Source organism: Streptomyces sp. NBC_00223, from assembly GCF_036199905.1.
Taxonomy (GTDB): Bacteria; Actinomycetota; Actinomycetes; order Streptomycetales; family Streptomycetaceae; genus Actinacidiphila.
Window position 1 is genome coordinate 1,031,940 of record NZ_CP108109.1, and the last position, 18,623, is coordinate 1,050,562.

Here is an 18,623-nt window from a genome sequence, read left to right on the forward strand (position 1 = left end):
TACCGGCAGTACCACTTCGGACGAGCAACGGGGAATTCGCTGGTCAGCCTGGGTCGGGCAGTTGGGTGGGCGGTCGAGGGCTGTGGTGATGTGGCCAGTCCAGGGCCAGCGCCGGGCAGGCGGAGGACTCGCCGGCGGCCGGTGGTCACGAGTTGTCCGGTCATGGTGAACAGGCGGAGCCTCAGGCGGGGGTGTGTCATGAATTAGGCTCTGTCCCGTAATCGGTGGTAGCGCTGTGTAGTGATCATTGGAGGAGGATGCGGTGGCGGAGCAGGGGGAATCTGGCTCGGCCGTGCATCTGTCTCATGATCCGTTTGGTTCGGGTGTTGACGCCCTCGGTGCGGCCGTTGTGGTAAGGGCGGGTGAGTCCGGCGTCGACGGCGGCACGGTCGAGTTCGAGGCCGTTCGCGAAGGAGTGCAGGTGGGGCAGGTCGGTGGCGCGGACTGTGGTGATCCACTCGCCGAGCTTGGCGTCGTTGCCGTCCGCTGGGGTCAGTAGCTGGGCGAACTCGCCGGTGAGGCGGGCGAGTTCGGTCATCTCGGGGCAAGTCCGGGTGAGTTCCCTGAGGAGTGCGGCGTCCTTGTCGCGCAGGTTCTCGGGGCGGGTGAGGAGGAGGCGGGCGAAGCGCTGCGGGGTGGTGACCGGCTTGTCGCCTTCGGCGCGGCCCTGGGTGATGTAGCGGACCAGCAGGTTGGCGCTGCCGGTGTAGCCGAGTTCCCTGATCTCGTGCAGGAGGTGGGTGACGGGCACAGCGGGGTCTTCGTTTCGGCGGCGGCGAAGATGGTCGCGGTAGGGGTCGACGAGTGTGGGCTTGTAGCGGGGTGCGCGGCGCTCGGTGGTGGGCTCCTTCATGCGGGCGTACCGCTTGACGGTGTTCAGGGCGACATCGAGGCGGCGGGCGCATTCGAGCAGGCCGACGCCCCTGTCGAGCAGGTGATGGACCTGCTGCCAGCGCTCGCGGGTGGTCTGCTCGCGTACGCCTCCGGGGCGGGCGGGGTTCACTGCGGTGGCCCAGCAGACGGCGTGGGAGCGGACTTCGGCCAGGACCTTGCCGCACAGGTTGGACCACAGGTGCCACCGGTCGCTGACCTGCACCGCTTCGGGGAGGGCCTGGCGGATCGCCTCGCCGTAGGAGGCGGAGCCGTCACGGCAGACGTACTCGGCCCCGGGATGCTCGCGCAGCCACGCGATCAGGGTCTGGGCGGTGCGGTCGGGCAGGACGTCGATCCGCTCGCCGGTCTCAGCGTCGATGATCACGGTGGCGTAGCGATGCCGGCGTTTGAGGGCGAAGTCGTCGACGCCGAGCACGCGCGGGACGCGCAGCGGCGTCACTGCCTGGCGCATGAGCATGCGCAGGGCGGTCGAGCGCGAGACTGCGCAGGCCAGGACGCGGGAGAGGCGGGCGCCCGCCCGGCCTGCTAACTCCTTTACAACGGAGCCGAGTTGGTCGGCCAGGCGGTTGGTGCGGCGCTGGTAGCGCTCCACGACGCCGGGAACCTGCTCGCGGAACGTCTGCCGCGGGCAGCCGGACACCGGGCACACCAGGCGACGGACCCGCACCGAGACGACGACCCGCCGTCCGTCCACCGGCACGTCCGCGATCACCCGCCCATGAAACCCGTGCATCCGCGCTGTTCGCGTCCCGCACGCGGGGCACGGTACCGGATAGTCCCGAGTCCGCGCCGAAACCCGGATGACCTCGCCCTCGTCCGTCACGCCCTCGATGACCAGGGCCGACAACCCTGAAAACACCACAGCCACAAGCTCATTGACATCGCGCACACCATGCCAACGACGGCCGTCACCCTTCGTTACCACCGATTACGGGACAGAGCCTAAATCCTGATAGACCCTGGTCATGAGTTAGATGCCGTGGGGGTTCAGTTGGTGGAGCACGATGGTGCGGGTGACGAGTCGGGTTCCGGGGTCGGTTGAGCTGCGCGTTTGGTAGCTGAGGTGGGGGCGCTTGGTCTTGCGGGGTGCGGTTCTTGGGGGCCGGTCCCGGATGAGCATGTCGGGGAGATCGGCTATGAGGAAGCGCAGGGCCTGTGCGAGGAGTTCAGGGGGAAAAAGCCGCCCGGACGGAGCCTTTGACCGCGTCCACCACGGGAGGGAAGCTGATACGGGCCGGGTCGATGCCCGCGATCACCGCGCTCTTGTGGATCAGGGTGCGTAGGGCCTGGTAGACGCAGAGCAGGGCCCAGATCTCCTGCCGTACCCCCTCTGGCTTGCCCGAACGCAGGATGCCGCCGGGCGCTCGGAGATCGACCTTCACCAGCTTGAACAGGACTTCCACCGACCAGCGCTCCGCATAGCAGCGGGCCAGTTCCAAAGCCGGAGCGGCCTTCGGGTCCAGCAGTGTGGTGATCAGGCAGAACACCTCGCTGACGCCGTCGTCGTCGGCGACGCTGTACTCGATGACCAGGACCGCGGTGCGCTGTCCGCGCCGGGTGCCGCGCAGTTCGGACAGATAGGTGCCATCCGCCAGCCGCTTCTTCACCGGCAGGGCGAAAGAGGCCGAGACGCGCCACAGCAGCTGGGCCCCGCCGCCGGCGGCGCGCGTGTAGAGGTCGTAGGAGGGAAAGCCACGGTCGGCCAGCAGCAGCATGTCCGGCCGCAACCGGTCCAACAGCCGTTCGAACAGGGTGCGTTCGCCGACCTCGATGGAATCGAAGGCGGCCCCCACCAAGGCCAGGGTGCCGCACTCGGCCAGCGCCACCAGCCTCGCCTGCGGACGACTGCCACCAGCCGGAACAGCGAAAGCAGCCTCGTTCTCGGCCCCTGAGGGAAGGTCGAAGACCGTACCGTCCACCGCCATCAGACGCAGACCCCGCCAGAACGCCTGCGGGGTGTGCTCATCACCCACCGGGGCCGCGACCTCGTCGAACAAGTTCCGCAGCGGTGCCTCGCCCAACCGGTAACGGGCCAGCGAGATCGCCCCGTCAGTGGGCACCCGGTAGCCGTCCCAACCGCCCCGCGACCACCGCAGTCCCTCCAACAGGCCCCGCAGCGTGCGCACATAGCCCTTGCCCGGCTCCAGCCACAACGCCATCGCCAGATACATCATCAACCGCGCCGGCAGCGAACGGACCCGCTCCTCACGCGCACCCGCCTCATCGATCGCAGCCTGCACCATCTCTCGGAGAACACCGTCGCCAGCAACCCGATCGACACGTCATCCGTCAGCCGCCCCGCGACCGCAACACCACTCCGCTCCATCCGAAGATCATCGCACCCGAACCGCTAACTCATGGCCATTGCTCCCTGCCCCTGAGGACGTGGGCACTGCGGGAGCTCCAGGGCTACGAAGGCACGGATGTGCCGATTCCCGACTACCGGAGGATCCCGGCACCTCTGGTGATGGACGGTCTCACCGCCAGATTCAAGTTCCGGGAACAACCGGTCAGCTTTTTCGACCTGCCTGACTTCGCCCGCGACAGCCTGGGCGACGGGATCCGGTTCGGGAAGAGCGTCGGCCAAATTGAGTCGCTGATCGCTGGACAACCAGGCGACAGCGTGCGGATCGCCCCGCCCATGGCTGCCGAACTTGCCGTGTTCATGAGCCAGAACTCCCACCGGCAGGTGCTCAGGCTGTACTGGACGGTGGACCCCTCCGCCCTGGAAGGCATCCTGGATCAGGTCCGGACCCGCCTGGTCCAGCTGGTCGGCGAGCTCCGGGCCGCTATGCCGCACGGCCAGAAGGACCCGACACCAGACCAGGTCGCACAACCGTACAGAGCATCAACATCACCACAGGTGACAATTCCTCTGTCACCGTCACTGCACCGCTAGCAGTTGCCCATCGCCGCGGCGTAGCGCGTGCCGAAGCCAGCAGTGAACAGACTGCTACCGATCGTTAGCAACCGGTGACATCGGCCTTTGTGGTCACAGGGCACCCGGTGGCGAGCCTTCCTGCGCACCGCGGAATTCACCCCGCGGAGCCGGCTGGTCCGCAACCACGAGCACGCGGATCGTCACATCCTTCGCTGGCGCAGCGTTCCAGAGCGCACGGAATGAGCCCCCTCCTTCTCGGGCATTGCTGTCCGACCAAGATGGCAGCCTTCCGACACTGTCCGTATAGTGCCGCGACCCTTCGGGCTGCTCGCGTACGGGCGACGGCACAGAGCGGCGGGCCGTACGATGCGGACGGGGTTCTCCCGGGATCCCGGGTAGGAATCTCAGCAGGGTGAGGTTCCCCCGGTGTGCGGGTGTGGCTGACTAGCTGGTCGGGGCGGGTTGACGTGGTTTCAGGTTCGTTGGTTCGGTCGTCGCCCGGTTGGCGTAGTGCTTCTCTTCGTACTCGATCGGGCTGAGGTAGCCGAGCCGTTTTTGGATGCGGCGGGGGTTGTAGAAGCCGTCGATGTACTCGAAGAGCGCGAGGTTTGCTTCGGCTCTGGTGGCGAAGACGCGGCCGCGGATGCACTCGGTCTTGACCAGCATCCACAGGTTCTCCGCGAGGGCATTGTCGAACGAGTCGCCGACCGAACCCATGGATGCCTGGATCCCGACCCTGACCAGGCGTGTTGTGAGTTTCACCGAGGTGTATTGGGTGCCGTGGTCCGCGTGGTGGACGAGTTCGCCGGGCGCGACTTCGCGGCTGGCCAGGGCGTATTCCAGCGAGGTCAGGACCAGGTCGGCGTCCGCGCGGGCGGAGGTCTCCCATGCCACGACCCGGCGGGAGAACGCGTCCCGGATCGCCGATAGCCACAAAGGCCCCTCCTGGGTGGAGATCATGGTGAGGTCGGTGACCCACAATCGGTTCGGCCCGTTCGCGGTGAAGTCGCGTTGCACCAGGTCAGGAGCGAGTTCGGCGTCGGGGTCCCGGCGGGTGAAACTCTTGCCCCGGCGGGGGCTGATCCCGGCCAGGCCGGCCTGGCGCATGAGCCGCTCGACGCGCTTGCGGCCGACATGGACACCCTCGCGCTTGAGGACGGCGTGCACGCGGGGCGAGCCGTAGATCCCGCCGGACTCGTCGTGGATCTGGCGGATCCTGCTGGTCAGCCCGGCGTCCTGGCGGCGCCGTTCGCACGGCTCGGTCACGGCTCGGCGCCAGCGGTAGTAGGTGGAGGAGGGGATGTCCAGTTCCCGGAGTACGGGCTCGACCCCCAGGTGCGAGTGCTCATCGAGGAGCGCGGTCATCTGGGCCGGGTCGGGTCGAGCTGGGCCGCGAAAAAAGCCGAGGCCGTCCGCAGGACCTCATTGGCACGCTTGAGCTGGGCATTCTCCTTGCGCAGGGCGGCCAGCTCCTCCCGCTCGGCAGTGGTCAGCACATCGTCCCGTTCGCCGGCGTCCGCCTCGGCCTGGCGGATCCAGTTGCGCAGGGCCTCGTGGTGCACGCCGAGTTCCTCGGCCATGCGACGGATCACGGGCTTCGGCTCGGCCGCCCGGTACAACCGCACCGCACGCTCACGCAACTCCAGCGGGTACTTCCTCGGGGCAGGCATCGTCAGGGCTCCTCTCATGAAACCCATCTGACCTGCTGTCACCATTCCCCGCATCTCGGGGGAACCTCAGGGCGACATTTCGACAGCCGAGCCGCAGGAAGGGTGACAGGCGTATGACAGCGAACGCCGAGCACCTGAAGGCTCTGGTGAGTGCCCACGCCGAGGCCGACGACGATCGATTCTACAGCGTGGCCTTGCAAGTGGCGGCGAAGTCCGCCCGCCAGGGGCAGGGCAAGTTTGAAGCTTCCCCGTTGACCTGGACACCTGGAGACTGGGACGTGGTCCCAGAGGAAGTAGAGCCAGGTGAGCAACAAGCAGGGCAAGCGGTACTCGGAGGAGTTCAAGCGTGATGCCGTCGCGCTGGCCCGGTCCTCCGGCAAAACGGTCACCGAGGTGGCCCGGGACCTGGGAGTGAGCCCCGAGGGGCTGCGGAGCTGGGTCAAGCAGGACAAGATCGACCGCGGCGAGGGCGGCCCGGGCGAACTGACCAGCGCCGAGCACGAGGAATTGCGTCGCCTTCGCCGGCAGAACCTCGAACAGCAGAAGACCATCGAGGTCCTGAAAAAAGCCACGGCCTTCTTCGCGCGGGAGAGCGACCGGTGAGCGAGGTCTACCGGTTCATCGCGGCGGAGAAGGCCACCTACCCGGTCACCCTGCTCTGCCGCGTACTCGGTGTTCCTCGCTCCTCCTTCTACGCCTGGAGCGACGGCGAGGACACCCGGCGCGCGCGCCGTCGGGCCGACGAAGCACTCGTGCACGAGATCACGGTGGTCCACCTGGCCTCCAGGGGCGCCTACGGCGTCCCGCGCGTTCATGCCGAGCTGCGGCGGCTGGGCCATGGCGTGAACCGCAAGCGTGTCGAGCGGCTGATGCGCGAACGAGGCATCGCCGGAGTCACCCGCCGTCACCGTCGGTCGCTGACCCGGCCGGACAAGCAGGCGCGGCCCGCACCGGACCTGATCGGCCGTGACTTCACCGCGGACCGGCCCGGCACCCGCCTGGTCGGCGACATCACCTACCTGCCGACCGAGGAGGGCTGGCTCTACTTCGCCTGTTGGCTGGACCTGGCCACCCGCGAGATCGTCGGCTACGCGATGGCCGACCACCACCGCGCCGACCTGGTCGTCGACGCCCTGCACATGGCCCACGGACGCGGTCGCCTGGAACCGGACTGCATCGCGCACAGCGACCGCGGAAGCGAATACACCTCGGCTCAATTCCGCAGCGAGGTAACCAGGTTGGGCATGAGGGCGAGCACCGGACGCACCGGCTCGTGTTACGACAACGCCGCAGCCGAGAGCTTCTGGGCGGTTCTCAAAGCCGAGATCGGCACCCGGACCTGGCCCGACAGGGCAACCGCCCGCACCGAGGTCTTCTCCTTCATCGAGACCTTCTACAACCGGCGCCGACTACGCAAACACCCCAACTGGGGCTACCTGACCCCGCACGAGACCCGACAGCGGCACACCATCGCCGCATAAGAACGAGTGTCCGAGATCACGGGGAAACTTCACAGGAATGCCGAAGTCCGATGTCGGACATCGTCAGCAGCTGATCCCCGACCCGGCACGACCAGCTGCCGCCGGGAGGGTCTCCGTCCAGCAGCTCCGGCGGTGTCGCACTCATCCGCAGGACCACCAGAGCGGACAGCACGGGCTGCTCGGCCCACGGCGCGGGCGCTTCCTGTCCGTCGCCGCGCTGAGTGAGCCAGCGGCCCGGGACGGGTACGGTCTGCCGCATGACCAGGCGGACATCTCTCCGGGTCAGTCGCTCGCCGCCGCCAGCGGTTGAGGAGCCCGGTACGGGGACCGCACCGTCCGGATCGAGCGTCCAATCGCCACCGGGCTGCTGGTAAAAGCACACGGCCCGCTCCGAGTCCGCCCCCAACCGGGTGGTCACCAGCGCCTCGTCCAGCAGGCCCAGGCCGGCGTCGCTCAGCTTGGCCAAGTCCAGCAGGCCCGCAGGCGGCGGCACGGCCGTCATCGCGGCCAACTGCTTCTCGGCCAAATCCGATGCCTCCCTCTCGGCATCCTGTCGGCGCAATTCCGCGGCAGCCGCCTCCGGCAGGCGGTCGGCGAAGTCCACCGCGTAGACCTCGTCGACGAGCCGCTGCACATCGGCCGGCACCTCGATCCCCGCCGCCCGCGACTCCCGCAGCAACTCCGAGGTGCGTCGCAGCAGGGCGGCGTCGTAGACCGTCCCCCACGTGCGCGGTGCCCTGACCTCGCCGTCCACGGTGGGCTCCAGGACCACCAGCCTGGGATCGTCACCGACCCAGGCGGGGCGGTCCTGGCGCTCATGGCGCATGCACCGGCCCGCACGCTGCAAGAGCTGCGCCAACGGTGCCAGATCGGAGATCACCAGGTCGAAGTCCAAGTCCAGTGACTGCTCCACCACTTGAGTCGCCACCAGAACGCTGCGCGGACGTAGACCCCGTTCCGGTCCGCTGTCGGCCTCGGGCTTGCCGAAAGCCTTCTCGCAACGGTCGGTGATCTCCCGGCGCCGCTGTGCCGGGTACCGCGAGTGCAGCAGCATCAGCCCGTCGGGTTCGGCTGCCAGTTCCGGGAATCGGGTCTGCAGCAACCGGTACGTCCGCTGCGCCTCCGCGACGGTCGTGCAGCACACCAGGGCGCAGCCGCCGCCGTCCACCACCGGCTTCAGATGCTCAACCAGCGTTCGGCTGCGGGTGCCGGCCAGCGAGCCGCCTCGGTCACCGGTGTCCCAGACCACGCCTTCGACGTTCAATCGCACCCTCCGCGGCCGGTCGCTGGCCACTGCCCGCGGGGGCGACACCGCGCCGGTGGCGGCGTCGACGTAGAGCCATCCCGGATACACCGGCTCCACCAATGCCGGGTCAACGAAGCCGCAGCCACGCCGGTACGCCTCCACCAGCGAGGTGGCCGCCCGGCCGGCGAGCGTCGCGGACAACAGCACCACCGGGGTGCCCATCGCCCCGAGCCATTCCAGGAGTCGCACCAGCAGGCTGTGCATCCACGGCCCGTAGGCGTGCGCCTCGTCCACCACGAAGACCTTGTTCGACAGACCCAGCAGGCGCAGCACGTTGTAACGCACCGGCAGCACGCCGGTCAGCGCCTGATCGATCGTGCCGGCGCCCAGCGGCGCGAGCAGACCGCGCTTGCCCCCACGCAGCCACTGGCCGGCATCGATGCCCGCATGCCCGTCGGACACCGTTGCGTCGAGACCCCCCTCCGCCGCTGAGGCAGGCACCGGGCTCTGCCCGTACACCTCGCTCAGCCACGCCATGCTGTGCAGCAGGGTCAGCGCGCGGTCACCGCCCACATTGTCCGCGGCGAAGCCGGCGACCCGGCCGAACATGGCGTCAGCCGTGGCCATCGTGGGCAGCGCGAAATACAACCCCCCGGCCCCCGAGGCCCGGGCCATGATCGTCGCCGCGTGCAGCGCCGCCTCGGTCTTTCCGTCGCCGGTCGGAGCGGTGACCAGAAGTAGCCCGGGGCCGCCCGATGCCGTCAACCGCGGCAAGTCCGCCGCCAGACTGGACTGCAGGGGGTTGGGCACGAACGGGAACTGCTCGCCGAAGCGGCGCTCGGGAAACCGAGCCACCCCCAACCGGGCTACCTTTACGACCCGTTCGGCCCCGCTGACAGCCACCTCCCAGTGCCGCCGCAACTCCTCTTCTCCGGCCTGCCAGCCCGGCACCGTCAATCTGCTCTCAATCACGCTCTCCTGGCTCGACAGCCAGTCCGCGACCACAATCAGACCCAGGAACCGCACCGCGACCTCAGCCGGCAACGGGCCCTGCGGAACCGGCACCACGCCGTCGCCCGCCACCAGGCGCCGCACCGCGTCGGCGTGCTCGCGTCGCTGCACCGCCCACCCGGCACCGCCCAGACCCGGCATCCAGCCCTGCACGTCCTGGAGGTGCTTGCGCTCCAACGGGCGGTGGAAACAGCCGTGATGACCCCCCAGCAGCTGGGCGACCTGGTGATGCGGGGACCGGGACGGATGACGCGCCTGTGGATAGCCCCAGTCGGCCAGGATCTGCGTCAAAGCCCAGTGCCCGGCAGCGTCGTGGCGCAGCCTCTCCCGTTCGGCACCCGGCTCATGCGCGTACTCCGGATCACCAGCCAGCGCTTTGTACGCTTCGGGCACCATGGCCTGGAACGGGGGGCTGACCTTCCCGATGTCGTGCAACCCCGCCCACAGGCACAGCCACTGCCGGCACACCTCCTCCGGCACACCGAGGCGTTCGGCCGTCCGCGCCCTGGCCTCAACGGTCAACGTCAAGTCCCACAACGCGCCCGCGACCGCCGCCGCGTCCAGCAGATGACACACCACCGGGTAGGACCGCGTCAGGCCCTTGTTCTTCCCCCACAGCCGTGCATCCACAACCGGCACCGCCATGCGGCACCTCCCATCTCCGTGCGGCGCCGTTGCCGCGGGTACAGAGATAGCAGCCGGCACTGACAACGCCCCCGACAAAGCCCACCATTGGTCCCGTGCCGCAGGCTGGGTGACCGAGCAACGCTGTAAAGTACGGCGCTCAGGGGGCAGCGACAGGAACCACGATGCGGTGCACGATTTCCGGTCAAGAAAGTGCAAAGCCCTTCTAACGCCGCAGGTCGCGAAGGGTCCTCCCCGCGCAGGCGGGGGTGAGCCGGGCCTGACCCGCAAATCCCACCGCGAGCAGATGTCCTCCCCGCGCAGGCGGGGGTGAGCCGGTTGGCCGGCTCCACCGATTGGAGCGCCGCATGTCCTCCCCGCGCAGGCGGGGGTGAGCCGTACACGCCCGGCCCGTGCTCGGGGACGTGGGCGTCCTCCCCGCGCAGGCGGGGGTGAGCCGGCGTCGTGGCTGTGGAAGATCGCCCTCAAGCCGTCCTCCCCGCGCAGGCGGGGGTGAGCCGCCGCGGCTTGTCCCCAGTCCGACGTACGTTCCGTCCTCCCCGCGCAGGCGGGGGTGAGCCGGCACCGGTCAGTGTGCGGCTGGCCGCGGCACAGTCCTCCCCGCGCAGGCGGGGGTGAGCCGGGCCTCGAATACGTCATCACCCAGCTGCACACGTCCTCCCCGCGCAGGCGGGGGTGAGCCGGGGTGACAGTCGCCCATCAGGGCGACGGCGAGGTCCTCCCCGCGCAGGCGGGGGTGAGCCGTAGTTCCGGCCGACGAACAGGTACCAGGGCGTGTCCTCCCCGCGCAGGCGGGGGTGAGCCGGCCGTCGCGGCCTACATGGAGGGCACCAAGCCGTCCTCCCCGCGCAGGCGGGGGTGAGCCGTACTCCCGGTTCGGCCGGACCGACCTCGGCGTGTCCTCCCCGCGCAGGCGGGGGTGTGCCGTTCAGGCAGTACCAGTCCTCACGCCCGTGGGCGTCCTCCCCGCGCAGGCGGGGGTGAGCCGTAGTCGCCCCCCTTGGGGGACTCGGTGGTGTGGTCCTCCCCTCGTAGGCGGAATGGTTCGTTCAAACGGCCCGCTCATCGTTGGCTGGGGGTACGGCTCGTACAAGCCCATCACCCCCGCCCTCACGAGAACCCAGCCCGGCAGCCTCAACCAGATTTTCCATGACCCCGATCAGGCCGCCATGAGCCAATGCCTGAAGAGTGGCTCCCGGTTTGGGAGTTTGAACGATCCGGAATACTACGCCGCCACTTTCGATTGCCTCTCCTGTAGCAATCAGGGGAGGGACTGCGGGTGACTGAGTTGAAGCTATTCCGGCAGACCGACGATGGCCACGATGTTGAGCTGGACGGCTCAACAGTTGCGTTGGAGGTGGGGTTGCAGCGTCGGGTCGAGGCCGGGATGGAGGCGATGCTCGGGATTCGCTTCCTGGCGTCGGAGTACCCGACGGGGCCGTGGCACCGGGGCCGGATCGACACCCTGGGCCTGGACGAGAACGGTGCCCCGGTGGTCGTGGAGTACAAGAAAACGGCGGACAGCGGGGTGCTGTCCCAGGCTTCTTCCTATTTGTCGTGGCTGTGTTCGGCGCGTCATGAGTTCGAGGCGCTGGTGCGGGAGCGGCTCGGCACCGAGGCGGTCGGGGAGATCGACTGGCGGAATGCGCGGGCGGTGTGTATCGCAGGCGACTTTTCCAAACATGACCGGGTCGCGGTGTACGAGAACCGCAAACGGATCGATCTGGTGCGCTACCGGGTCTTCGACGGCGGGCTGCTGAGCCTGATACTGATCGAGTCCTCGCCTGGGTCTGCCGGTCCGGGTCCGGTGAGGCAGCGCAGCCAGCGGGGGCAGGCGGCGACCGGTGCCGGCGACGGGCTTCGGGCAGTGCCGGACGGTGTTCCTGACGGGCTGCGGGACTTGTACGCGGAGCTGGACGAGGCGTTGACCGCGTTGGGTGAGGTGAAGGTGGCCCGGCTGCGCCACTACATCGCGTACCGGCGGATGGTGAACCGTGCCTCGGTCCTCTTCCGTCCGTCGCACGGGGTGATCCTGGCGTACCTCTCCCTCGATCCGGACACGGTCGAACTGGAGGAAGGCTTCACGCGCGACATGCGCGGGATCGGGCACCTCGGGACGGGCGACCTGGAGGTGCGGATAGCGTCGGCGGCCGACCTGGACAAGGCAGGACCTCTGATCCGGCGGGCGTTCGAGGCGGCCTGACGCGACGGGCAAGGGCGGCTGGCGTATCGGCTCTCCGATCGCCAGCCGCCCTTGGGCGTCTGTGGTCCGCCAGCTCTGGCGGCGCGGTTCTCATGCTCATTCCTCCGGTCCGGCCAGGACGAAGTCGTCCTGGGTCAGTTCGGCCTGGAGCCTGCGCTCGGCGACGGAGGCGTAGTGGTCGGACAGTTCGACGCCGATGAAGTGGCGGCCTTCGCGGAGGGCGGCGACTCCGGTGGTGCCGCTGCCGGTGAAGGGGTCTAGGACGGTGCCGTCTTCGGGGCAGATGCGGACGAGCTGCCGCATGATCTCGACGGGCTTCTGGGTGATGTGGACGCGGTCCTTGCGGGGCTGGGAGGCGATGAAGTGGCCGGGCAGGTAGAGGTCCCGGCTGTGGTCGAGGGTGCCCTTGACGCCCCAGGTGATGAACTCGGACGCCTGCTTGAAGCCGCCCTTCCTCGGCCGGCTCGCGGGCTTGATCCAGGGGATCGTGCCCGACCAGGTCCAGCCGGCCATCTGGAGGGCGTCGCTGGTGGTGGGTTCCTGACGCCAGTCGGAGAAGACGGCGGCTACCGCGTGCTCGACCGCGGCCCGGTACGCCTCGGTGAGCAGTTCGGTCAGCCAGGAGCGGTACGAACGCTGGTCGCGGTTCTCGCCGGGGAAGTTCTGCAGGTCGTGGGCGGATCCGGTGGTGACGTACTTGGCGCGGGCGGTACGGCCGGTGCGGTCCGAGCTGGTGCGCCCGCCGGAGTTGTACGGCGGGTCGGTGATGACGGCGTGGACGGACTGGTCGGGGAGGGTCTTGAGCACGGTGAGGGCGTCGCCTCGGTGCAGCGTGTAGGTCATGCGCGGGCCTCTCTTCTGGGCGCAACGGTCTCGGCCCCGCTCCGGCGAACGCCAGGGAGACGAGACGCGGAGCAGGGGGTTGCGCGGGAGGGTAGCCGTGATTCGCGGTCGTACCTAACCGGCCGCGGGGTGCGCGCTGGGTGAGTTCCAGGGCCGTTTGGTGCGACCGCGTTTGCGGTCTACAGTCCGGGCACGTCATCGGGGCGGAGCACCGCTTCACCTCTGCTGACCTGTGCTGATGCGTGCTGCTCCGTCCAACGACGCTGCCGCTGCGGCGCATTCACCCGTGCGTACCCGAGTCCTGCGAGGAGCCCCACGTGCACTGGCTGAGATTACGAGCGCGGCCGGCTGCCGCGCATGACCTGAGACCGGCGTCCGGGAGCTACCAACTCCTGTGATCCGGGCCCGCCCCAGGCGGATTCACACCGGCGCGGTGCCGGCGGCTTTGCACGAGAGGCCGGCACCGCGCCTCCTACGAAGACCGAGGAGCCGCTGCGATGCAGCCTGCCCTGATCCACCCAGACCCCGATCCGATACCGCGCCGCGCCGACCGGCGGTGGCGGCGGTGAAGAAGACCGCCGGAGCCGTGGTCGGCCTGGCCGCCGCCGGTCCGCTGCTGCTGGCCGTTCCGCTGCTCGGCATCACCGCCGGGAGTGCGGCGGCCTCGTGTTCAACCGGTGGTGCACAGTCCGTGGATACCGCGGCGGTGGCCGCGCAGGTGAAGGCCGTTTTGGACGGTGGCAGCCCCGGCACCGGCACGGTTGCGGGGCTGGACAATCCGGCTGAGCAGGTGCCCAACGCCAAGACCATCGCCGCCACCGGCCTGGCCATGGGCATTCCCGCCCGCGGGCAGGTCGTTGCTCTGGCGACCGCGCTGCAGGAAAGCGGCCTGCGCAATCTCACCTACGGCGACCGCGACAGCCTGGGGCTGTTCCAGCAGCGGCCGTCGCAGGGCTGGGGCACCGCGGAGCAGATCCTCGACCCGGTCCACGCCTCGACCAGGTTCTTCGAGGCGCTGGAGCAGGTCTCCGGGTGGCAGTCGCTGTCGGTCGCCCAGGCGGCCCAGGCGGTGCAGAAGTCAGGTTTTCCCGACGCGTACGCGAAGTGGGAACCGTTGGCGACCGCCCTGCAGAAGGCCATCGAACCGCTGCTCCCGTCCACCGGCCCTACGTCCTCCCCCACCTCCTCGGGCACCGACACCACAGTGGGGGGTATCGGGGGCGGCTGTTCGGCGGAGGGGGACGGTACGGACTTCGGGGTCATCCCGCCGGGTTCAGTGCCGGCCGGGTACACGATCCCGGCCGACGCTCCGGTGAAGGTGCGGACCGCGATCCGCTGGGCGCTCGGCCAACTCGGTACCGACTACCAGTGGGGCGGATCGTGTACCGACTCCCACGGGCCGGACCCGATGGGCCGCTGCGACTGCTCGTCGCTGATGCAGCAGTCGTACGCAGCTGCCGGGGTCACCCTCTCGCGGACGACGTACACGCAAGTGCAGGAGGGCAAGCCCGTCCCGGTCGGTGCCCTTCAGCCCGGTGACCTGCTGTTCACCGAGGGCACGGCTGCCGCTCCTGAGCACGTCGGGATGTACATCGGCGCCGGGCTGATCATCAACGCCCCGCACACCGGCGCCGTGGTGGACATCAACACCCTCGCCGAGTGGAAGCCGCAGATCCTCGCGGCCCGCCGCGTCGTCTGAACAGCTCCCTCCCCTCCCCCTCCCTCCTCTTACTTCCCTTTCCGCGCCACGGCTGCACCCCTGCCTGCTTTGACGTGCCCTGAATCGAACTTGGAGTTCACATGTATCTCGCCGACAAGGTAGTGCGGCTCGCCTACGACCCCGGGATCAAGCCGAACGAAGGCGGGCTGCCGGGCCTGTCCGTGCTCAAGCAGGTGATGGGCTCGGTCAACCTGTTCGGGATCATCGCGGTGGTCGGGGCGCTGGCGGTCAGCGCCGGAGTGTGGGCCTGGGGCCACCACTCCGGAGGCCACCAGGCCGAGGCCAACGGCAAGAAGGGCGTCCTCGTCTCCGCGGGCGCGGCTCTCCTGCTGGGTGCCGCCAACGGGATCGTGGCGTTCTTCTCCACGCTCGGAACGCAGGTCCACTGATGCCGTCTACGTCCTCGAACCCCGACGGTGTCTCGCGTATGCGCCGCCGAGCACTGCTCGGCACCGCTGTCCTGGTGGTGCTCGTCGCCCTCGCGGCCCTTGCCGCCTTCCTGACCCGAGACAGCCGCTCCTCCACCAAACCCCTTGACCGGGCCGCGAGTTCGGCCGCTCCTCTGCCGCCGTCAGCCACGGTAGAGACCACGCCTCCGCCGCACGGCGTGAACAGCGCGCTGCCGGTCCCGCCGGATACGTACGACCCTGTCGTCTTCGGGAAGGCGGCGGCCGTCGCCCTGTGGTCGTACGACACCCGCGTGTACTCCCAGCCCGAGCTGGTCTCGGCCCTGCACCGGTGGCTGACCACGGAGGCCAGGTACGCAGATGCCGCGTCGGTCGATGCTCTGGTGCCCTCGCCCGTGCTGTGGGGGCGGATGGCCGACAACGCCCAGTTCGCCACCGCCACCGCGTCCGAGGGGCACCTCCCCACCTCGTTCACCCAGGCCCTGCAAGCCGACCCGGGTGCGATCACGACCGCGTACGTCTACGCCGTGACCGTCACCGGCCGCCAGTCCATCGCCTGGACCGGCTCCCCCCGCGGCGGCGCCGAGGCCCGCGCGGTCACCCTCGCCGTCCAGTGCCGCCCCGACCAGCCCTGCGCGCTCATCGGCGTCCTGCCGAACGTCGCCCCCTGACCGCCAACCCCTGAAAGGAGGTTCCGCCATGGGAGCCTGCGATCTCCCCCTGATGTCGACGGTGTGCGACACCATCGGCGGCGTCGTCTCCAGCACCGGCCAGGCCGTCACCGACGGCATCGGCGCCTGGCTGGCGAAGTCCGCCGGCGACCTGGCGGCCAGCGCCGCCGACCTCGCCGCCAGGGCCGTCAACGAGACCACCGCGATCGACCTCAACGCCCCCTGGTTCCGCGACAACTACGAACTGCTCCTGCCGATCGGGCTGGCGATCACGGTCGGCACCTTCTGCCTCCAGCTGATGTTCGCCGCCTGGCGGCGCGACGAACGAGCCCTGGCCCAGGCCGCCATCGGCACCATGACCGGCGTCCTGTTCTCCTTCTGCGCCGTCGCCTTCACCTCGGTTGCCATCACCGTGGTCGACGCCCTGTCCGACGGCCTGTTCCAGGCCGCGAACACCTCCGTGAACGATGCGATCCGCCGCGTGGTCGAAGTCAACGAGCTGGGGGCGATGTTCGGCCTGGGCTGGGGCGTCCCCTCCCTGGTCGCCCTCGGCATGGCCATCGGAGCGTTCATGTACTGGGGCGTCATGGTCGCCCGCAAGGTCGGCGTGCTCATCCTGGTCGCGCTCGCGGTCTTCGCCGGATCCGGCGGCGGCTGGGAAGCCGCCAAACGCTGGAGGCGCGGCTGGATCGAAGCCACCGCCACCCTCGTGGTCAGCAAACTCCTGATGACCGTCGTGTTCCTGATCGGCGTGTCCGCGATGGGCAAGTCCGACTCCCACGACGGGCTGTCCGCCCTGTCCGACGCGATGGCGGGCCTGGTCGTCATGGTCCTGGTCCTGCTCTGCCCGTACGCGACGTACAAGTTCGTCCACTGGGCGTCCGACGGCGGCGGCCACGACGATGTGCACCGCACCGGTATCGCCGGGATGGCGGTCGCCGCGGGCGCGGCCAAGACCGCCGGCAGCCTCGCCATGCAGGCCGGCACCGGAGCACCCGCCCCCCAGGGACCCAGCCAGGTACCCGGCGCCAACGCCGACGGAGTCGCCTCCGGCATCAACCCCGCCGGAACCCACCTCAGCAAGGAAGGCATCGACGGCACACCCAGGGCGAGGAACACCTTCCGCTACGGCGAGGACGACAACGCCGCCGGGGACAAGGGGCGCGCTCTCATCCGACGACCGGGCATCCCCCCGCTGATCACCCGGCCTGCGTCTTCCGGTGGAGGTTCCGCCGGTCAGCCCGAAGGCGCCGCCCCTCCTCCCGGCGCCGCCATATCCGGTGCCGACGTACCCACGCCGCCACCCGACAGCAACCGGCCGTCCTCCACCGGCCCCCAGGCCAGCGGCGTCCTCCCGCAGCAGCCGCCGCCCGATTCCTGACCGGCCGACCACCCCGGGGCGGGCCGCACTCCACAGCCGGTGGCCCGCCCCGCCCCCGGAACCCCATTACTCTCACCCCCTGGACCTGCCATGTCTGACCGCTCCCAGCCCACCACCCCCGCGACCGTGAAGTTCCCGCACCGCTCAAAGCGCGGAATCCTCCTCGGCCTGACCGCCCCGCAACTGACCGCCGTCACCCTCACCGGTCTGCTCCTGCTCGCCGTGATCCTCAGCCGCGGCATTGTCGGCGCCCTCGAACTCATTCCCCTGTGGGCACTCATCGCCCTCGTCGTCTTCGTCCGCTCCCGAGGCCGGTCGCTGGCCGACTGGACACCGATCGTCGTCCGCTACGCCCTGCGCCGCGTCGAAGGCCAGCTCGTCTGGCTGGCCCGACCGTCCCGGCGCCCGGTGCGTGAAGGACTGCTTCATCTGCCCGGTACCGCTGCCTCGTTGCGGGTGGTCACCGCCCCTGACCGCCGGTACGGCGCCGTCCACCACCCGGGCACCGGCACCCTGACCGCCGTCGTCAAGGTCTCCGCCCGCGCTTACGCGCTGCTTGACCCAGGAACCCAGAACACGAACGTGTCCGGGTGGGGGCGCGCCCTGGCGGCGCTGGCCCGCACCGGGCAGGTCGCCCGCGTCCAGGTCGTCGAGCGCACCGTCCCCGACTCCGGCGACTCGCTGCGCCGCTACTGGGAAGAGCACGGCAACCCCAACACCCCCCTGGCAGGGGCGCTCTACAGCGAACTCATCGCCAGCGCGGGGCCGGCCGCGGCACCGCACGAGGCGTACGTCGCGATCTCGCTCGACGCCAAGGCCGCCCGGCGGCTGATCAACCAGGCCGGCGGCGGCCTGACCGGTGCCTTCTCCGTGCTCGCCCAGCTCACCTCGACGTTCGACCAGGCCGCGCGTACCGCCGGCCTCAACCCCACCGGCTGGCTCACGGCCGCCGAGATCGCGGCGGTGGTGCGGACCGCGTACGACCCCAAGTCCCTCGCCGCACTGGACCGCTGGTCGCCCAACGGCCGCCCCGAGGCCGACCCGGCTGCCGCCGGGCCCGTCGTGGTGGTGGAGAAGGCCGACCACATCGCCACCGACACGGCCTTCCACACCACCTACTGGATCGAGAACTGGCCCCGCATCGAGACCAGCGCGGGCTTCTTGCACCAGCTGCTGTTCACCGCCGGGGTCCGCCGCACCCTGTCGCTGTCCTACGAGCCGAAGGGATTGGACGCCGCGCTGCGCGACGTCCAGCGCAAGAAGGCGTCCGTGATCGCGGACGCCGCCGAGCGGGCCCGGCGCGGCCAGGTCGACTCCGAGGCCGATTCGATCGAGTACCAGGACATCAAGTCGCGTGAGCGTCAGCTCATCGCCGGGCACGCCGACGTGGCGCTGACCGGCCTGCTGACCGTCTCGGCCGATTCCGAGGACGAGCTGCGCTCGGCGTGCGCGGTCGTGGAAACAGCGGCCGTCGGCGCGCAGCTCGACCTGCGGGCCTTGCGCTGGCAGCAGGCCGAGGCGTTCACCACGGCCGCCATGCCCCTGGCCCTTGCCGCCTGATGCCGGCCCT

15 protein-coding genes, 1 pseudogene and 1 CRISPR repeat array are annotated in these 18,623 nt (G+C 69.7%); of the genes and pseudogenes, 9 read left to right on the forward strand and 7 right to left on the reverse strand.

Annotation, left to right across the window (positions count from 1 at the left end; all coding sequences use genetic code 11):
• Window positions 1–43: 43 nt before the first annotated feature.
• The 3 genes and pseudogenes from OHA30_RS33900 to OHA30_RS04185 all read right to left on the reverse strand — a co-directional run.
• A pseudogene (locus OHA30_RS33900) lies at window positions 44–188 on the reverse strand (IS1380 family transposase); the annotation flags it as partial.
• A gap of 56 nt (window positions 189–244) precedes the next feature.
• Window positions 245–1,783, reverse strand: a complete 1,539-nt coding sequence (locus tag OHA30_RS04180) for an ISL3 family transposase (protein ID WP_443045036.1) — start codon at window positions 1,781–1,783, stop codon at window positions 245–247.
• Between the two features lie 277 nt (window positions 1,784–2,060).
• Complete coding sequence (locus tag OHA30_RS04185; protein ID WP_328912432.1) at window positions 2,061–3,137, reverse strand: IS4 family transposase; 1,077 nt, start codon at window positions 3,135–3,137, stop codon at window positions 2,061–2,063.
• Window positions 3,138–3,271: 134 nt separating this feature from the next.
• Here OHA30_RS04185 and OHA30_RS04190 point away from each other — a divergent pair, with 134 nt between their 5' ends.
• Window positions 3,272–3,793, forward strand: coding sequence for an AbiTii domain-containing protein (locus OHA30_RS04190; RefSeq protein ID WP_328917717.1), 522 nt, complete (start codon window positions 3,272–3,274; stop codon window positions 3,791–3,793).
• A gap of 426 nt (window positions 3,794–4,219) precedes the next feature.
• On the opposite strand, the gene OHA30_RS04195 is transcribed toward OHA30_RS04190, so the two are convergent.
• Together OHA30_RS04195 and OHA30_RS04200 are read right to left on the reverse strand one after the other, a co-directional pair.
• Entirely contained in the window at window positions 4,220–5,140 is a 921-nt protein-coding gene (locus tag OHA30_RS04195; protein WP_328912433.1) for an IS3 family transposase, read from the reverse strand.
• Window positions 5,137–5,445, reverse strand: a complete 309-nt coding sequence (locus OHA30_RS04200; protein WP_328912434.1) for a transposase — start codon at window positions 5,443–5,445, stop codon at window positions 5,137–5,139. The genes OHA30_RS04195 and OHA30_RS04200 overlap by 4 nt, the downstream gene beginning before the upstream one ends.
• A gap of 303 nt (window positions 5,446–5,748) precedes the next feature.
• Here OHA30_RS04200 and OHA30_RS04205 point away from each other — a divergent pair, with 303 nt between their 5' ends.
• Both OHA30_RS04205 and OHA30_RS04210 read left to right on the forward strand, forming a co-directional pair.
• Complete coding sequence (locus OHA30_RS04205) at window positions 5,749–6,048, forward strand: transposase (protein WP_328912435.1); 300 nt, start codon at window positions 5,749–5,751, stop codon at window positions 6,046–6,048.
• Window positions 6,045–6,926 carry an IS3 family transposase gene (locus tag OHA30_RS04210; protein ID WP_328912436.1) on the forward strand — a complete coding sequence of 294 codons (882 nt, stop codon included), beginning with the start codon at window positions 6,045–6,047 and terminating at the stop codon, window positions 6,924–6,926. Before OHA30_RS04205 ends, OHA30_RS04210 begins: the two co-directional genes overlap by 4 nt.
• Before the next feature lie 16 nt (window positions 6,927–6,942).
• On the opposite strand, the gene cas3 is transcribed toward OHA30_RS04210, so the two are convergent.
• On the reverse strand, window positions 6,943–9,828 hold the full coding sequence (gene cas3 / locus OHA30_RS04215) for a CRISPR-associated helicase Cas3' (RefSeq protein WP_328912437.1): 2,886 nt from the start codon (window positions 9,826–9,828) through the stop codon (window positions 6,943–6,945).
• A 227-nt stretch (window positions 9,829–10,055) separates the two neighbouring features.
• Window positions 10,056–10,816: a CRISPR direct-repeat array (repeat unit 29 nt; unit sequence GTCCTCCCCGCGCAGGCGGGGGTGAGCCG).
• A gap of 291 nt (window positions 10,817–11,107) precedes the next feature.
• Between cas3 and OHA30_RS04220 the strand changes: the two genes are divergently transcribed.
• Window positions 11,108–12,031, forward strand: a complete 924-nt coding sequence (locus OHA30_RS04220; protein WP_328912438.1) for a DUF5655 domain-containing protein — start codon at window positions 11,108–11,110, stop codon at window positions 12,029–12,031.
• Window positions 12,032–12,127: 96 nt separating this feature from the next.
• On the opposite strand, the gene OHA30_RS04225 is transcribed toward OHA30_RS04220, so the two are convergent.
• A complete protein-coding gene (locus OHA30_RS04225) occupies window positions 12,128–12,874 on the reverse strand; it encodes a DNA-methyltransferase (protein ID WP_328912439.1) in 747 nt (248 codons plus the stop codon).
• Window positions 12,875–13,439: 565 nt separating this feature from the next.
• Between OHA30_RS04225 and OHA30_RS04230 the strand changes: the two genes are divergently transcribed.
• From OHA30_RS04230 to OHA30_RS04250, 5 genes are all read left to right on the forward strand, one after another.
• Window positions 13,440–14,573 carry a C40 family peptidase gene (locus tag OHA30_RS04230; protein WP_328912440.1) on the forward strand — a complete coding sequence of 378 codons (1,134 nt, stop codon included), beginning with the start codon at window positions 13,440–13,442 and terminating at the stop codon, window positions 14,571–14,573.
• A gap of 101 nt (window positions 14,574–14,674) precedes the next feature.
• Complete coding sequence (locus OHA30_RS04235) at window positions 14,675–14,983, forward strand: DUF6112 family protein (RefSeq protein ID WP_328912441.1); 309 nt, start codon at window positions 14,675–14,677, stop codon at window positions 14,981–14,983.
• Between the two features lie 38 nt (window positions 14,984–15,021).
• A complete protein-coding gene (locus OHA30_RS04240) occupies window positions 15,022–15,672 on the forward strand; it encodes a hypothetical protein (protein WP_328912442.1) in 651 nt (216 codons plus the stop codon).
• Window positions 15,673–15,700: 28 nt separating this feature from the next.
• A complete protein-coding gene (locus OHA30_RS04245; protein WP_328912443.1) occupies window positions 15,701–17,053 on the forward strand; it encodes an SCO6881 family protein in 1,353 nt (450 codons plus the stop codon).
• A 90-nt stretch (window positions 17,054–17,143) separates the two neighbouring features.
• Window positions 17,144–18,613 (forward strand): SCO6880 family protein, encoded by a 1,470-nt coding sequence (locus OHA30_RS04250; RefSeq protein WP_328912444.1) that lies wholly within the window; start codon window positions 17,144–17,146, stop codon window positions 18,611–18,613.
• Window positions 18,614–18,623: the final 10 nt, after the last annotated feature.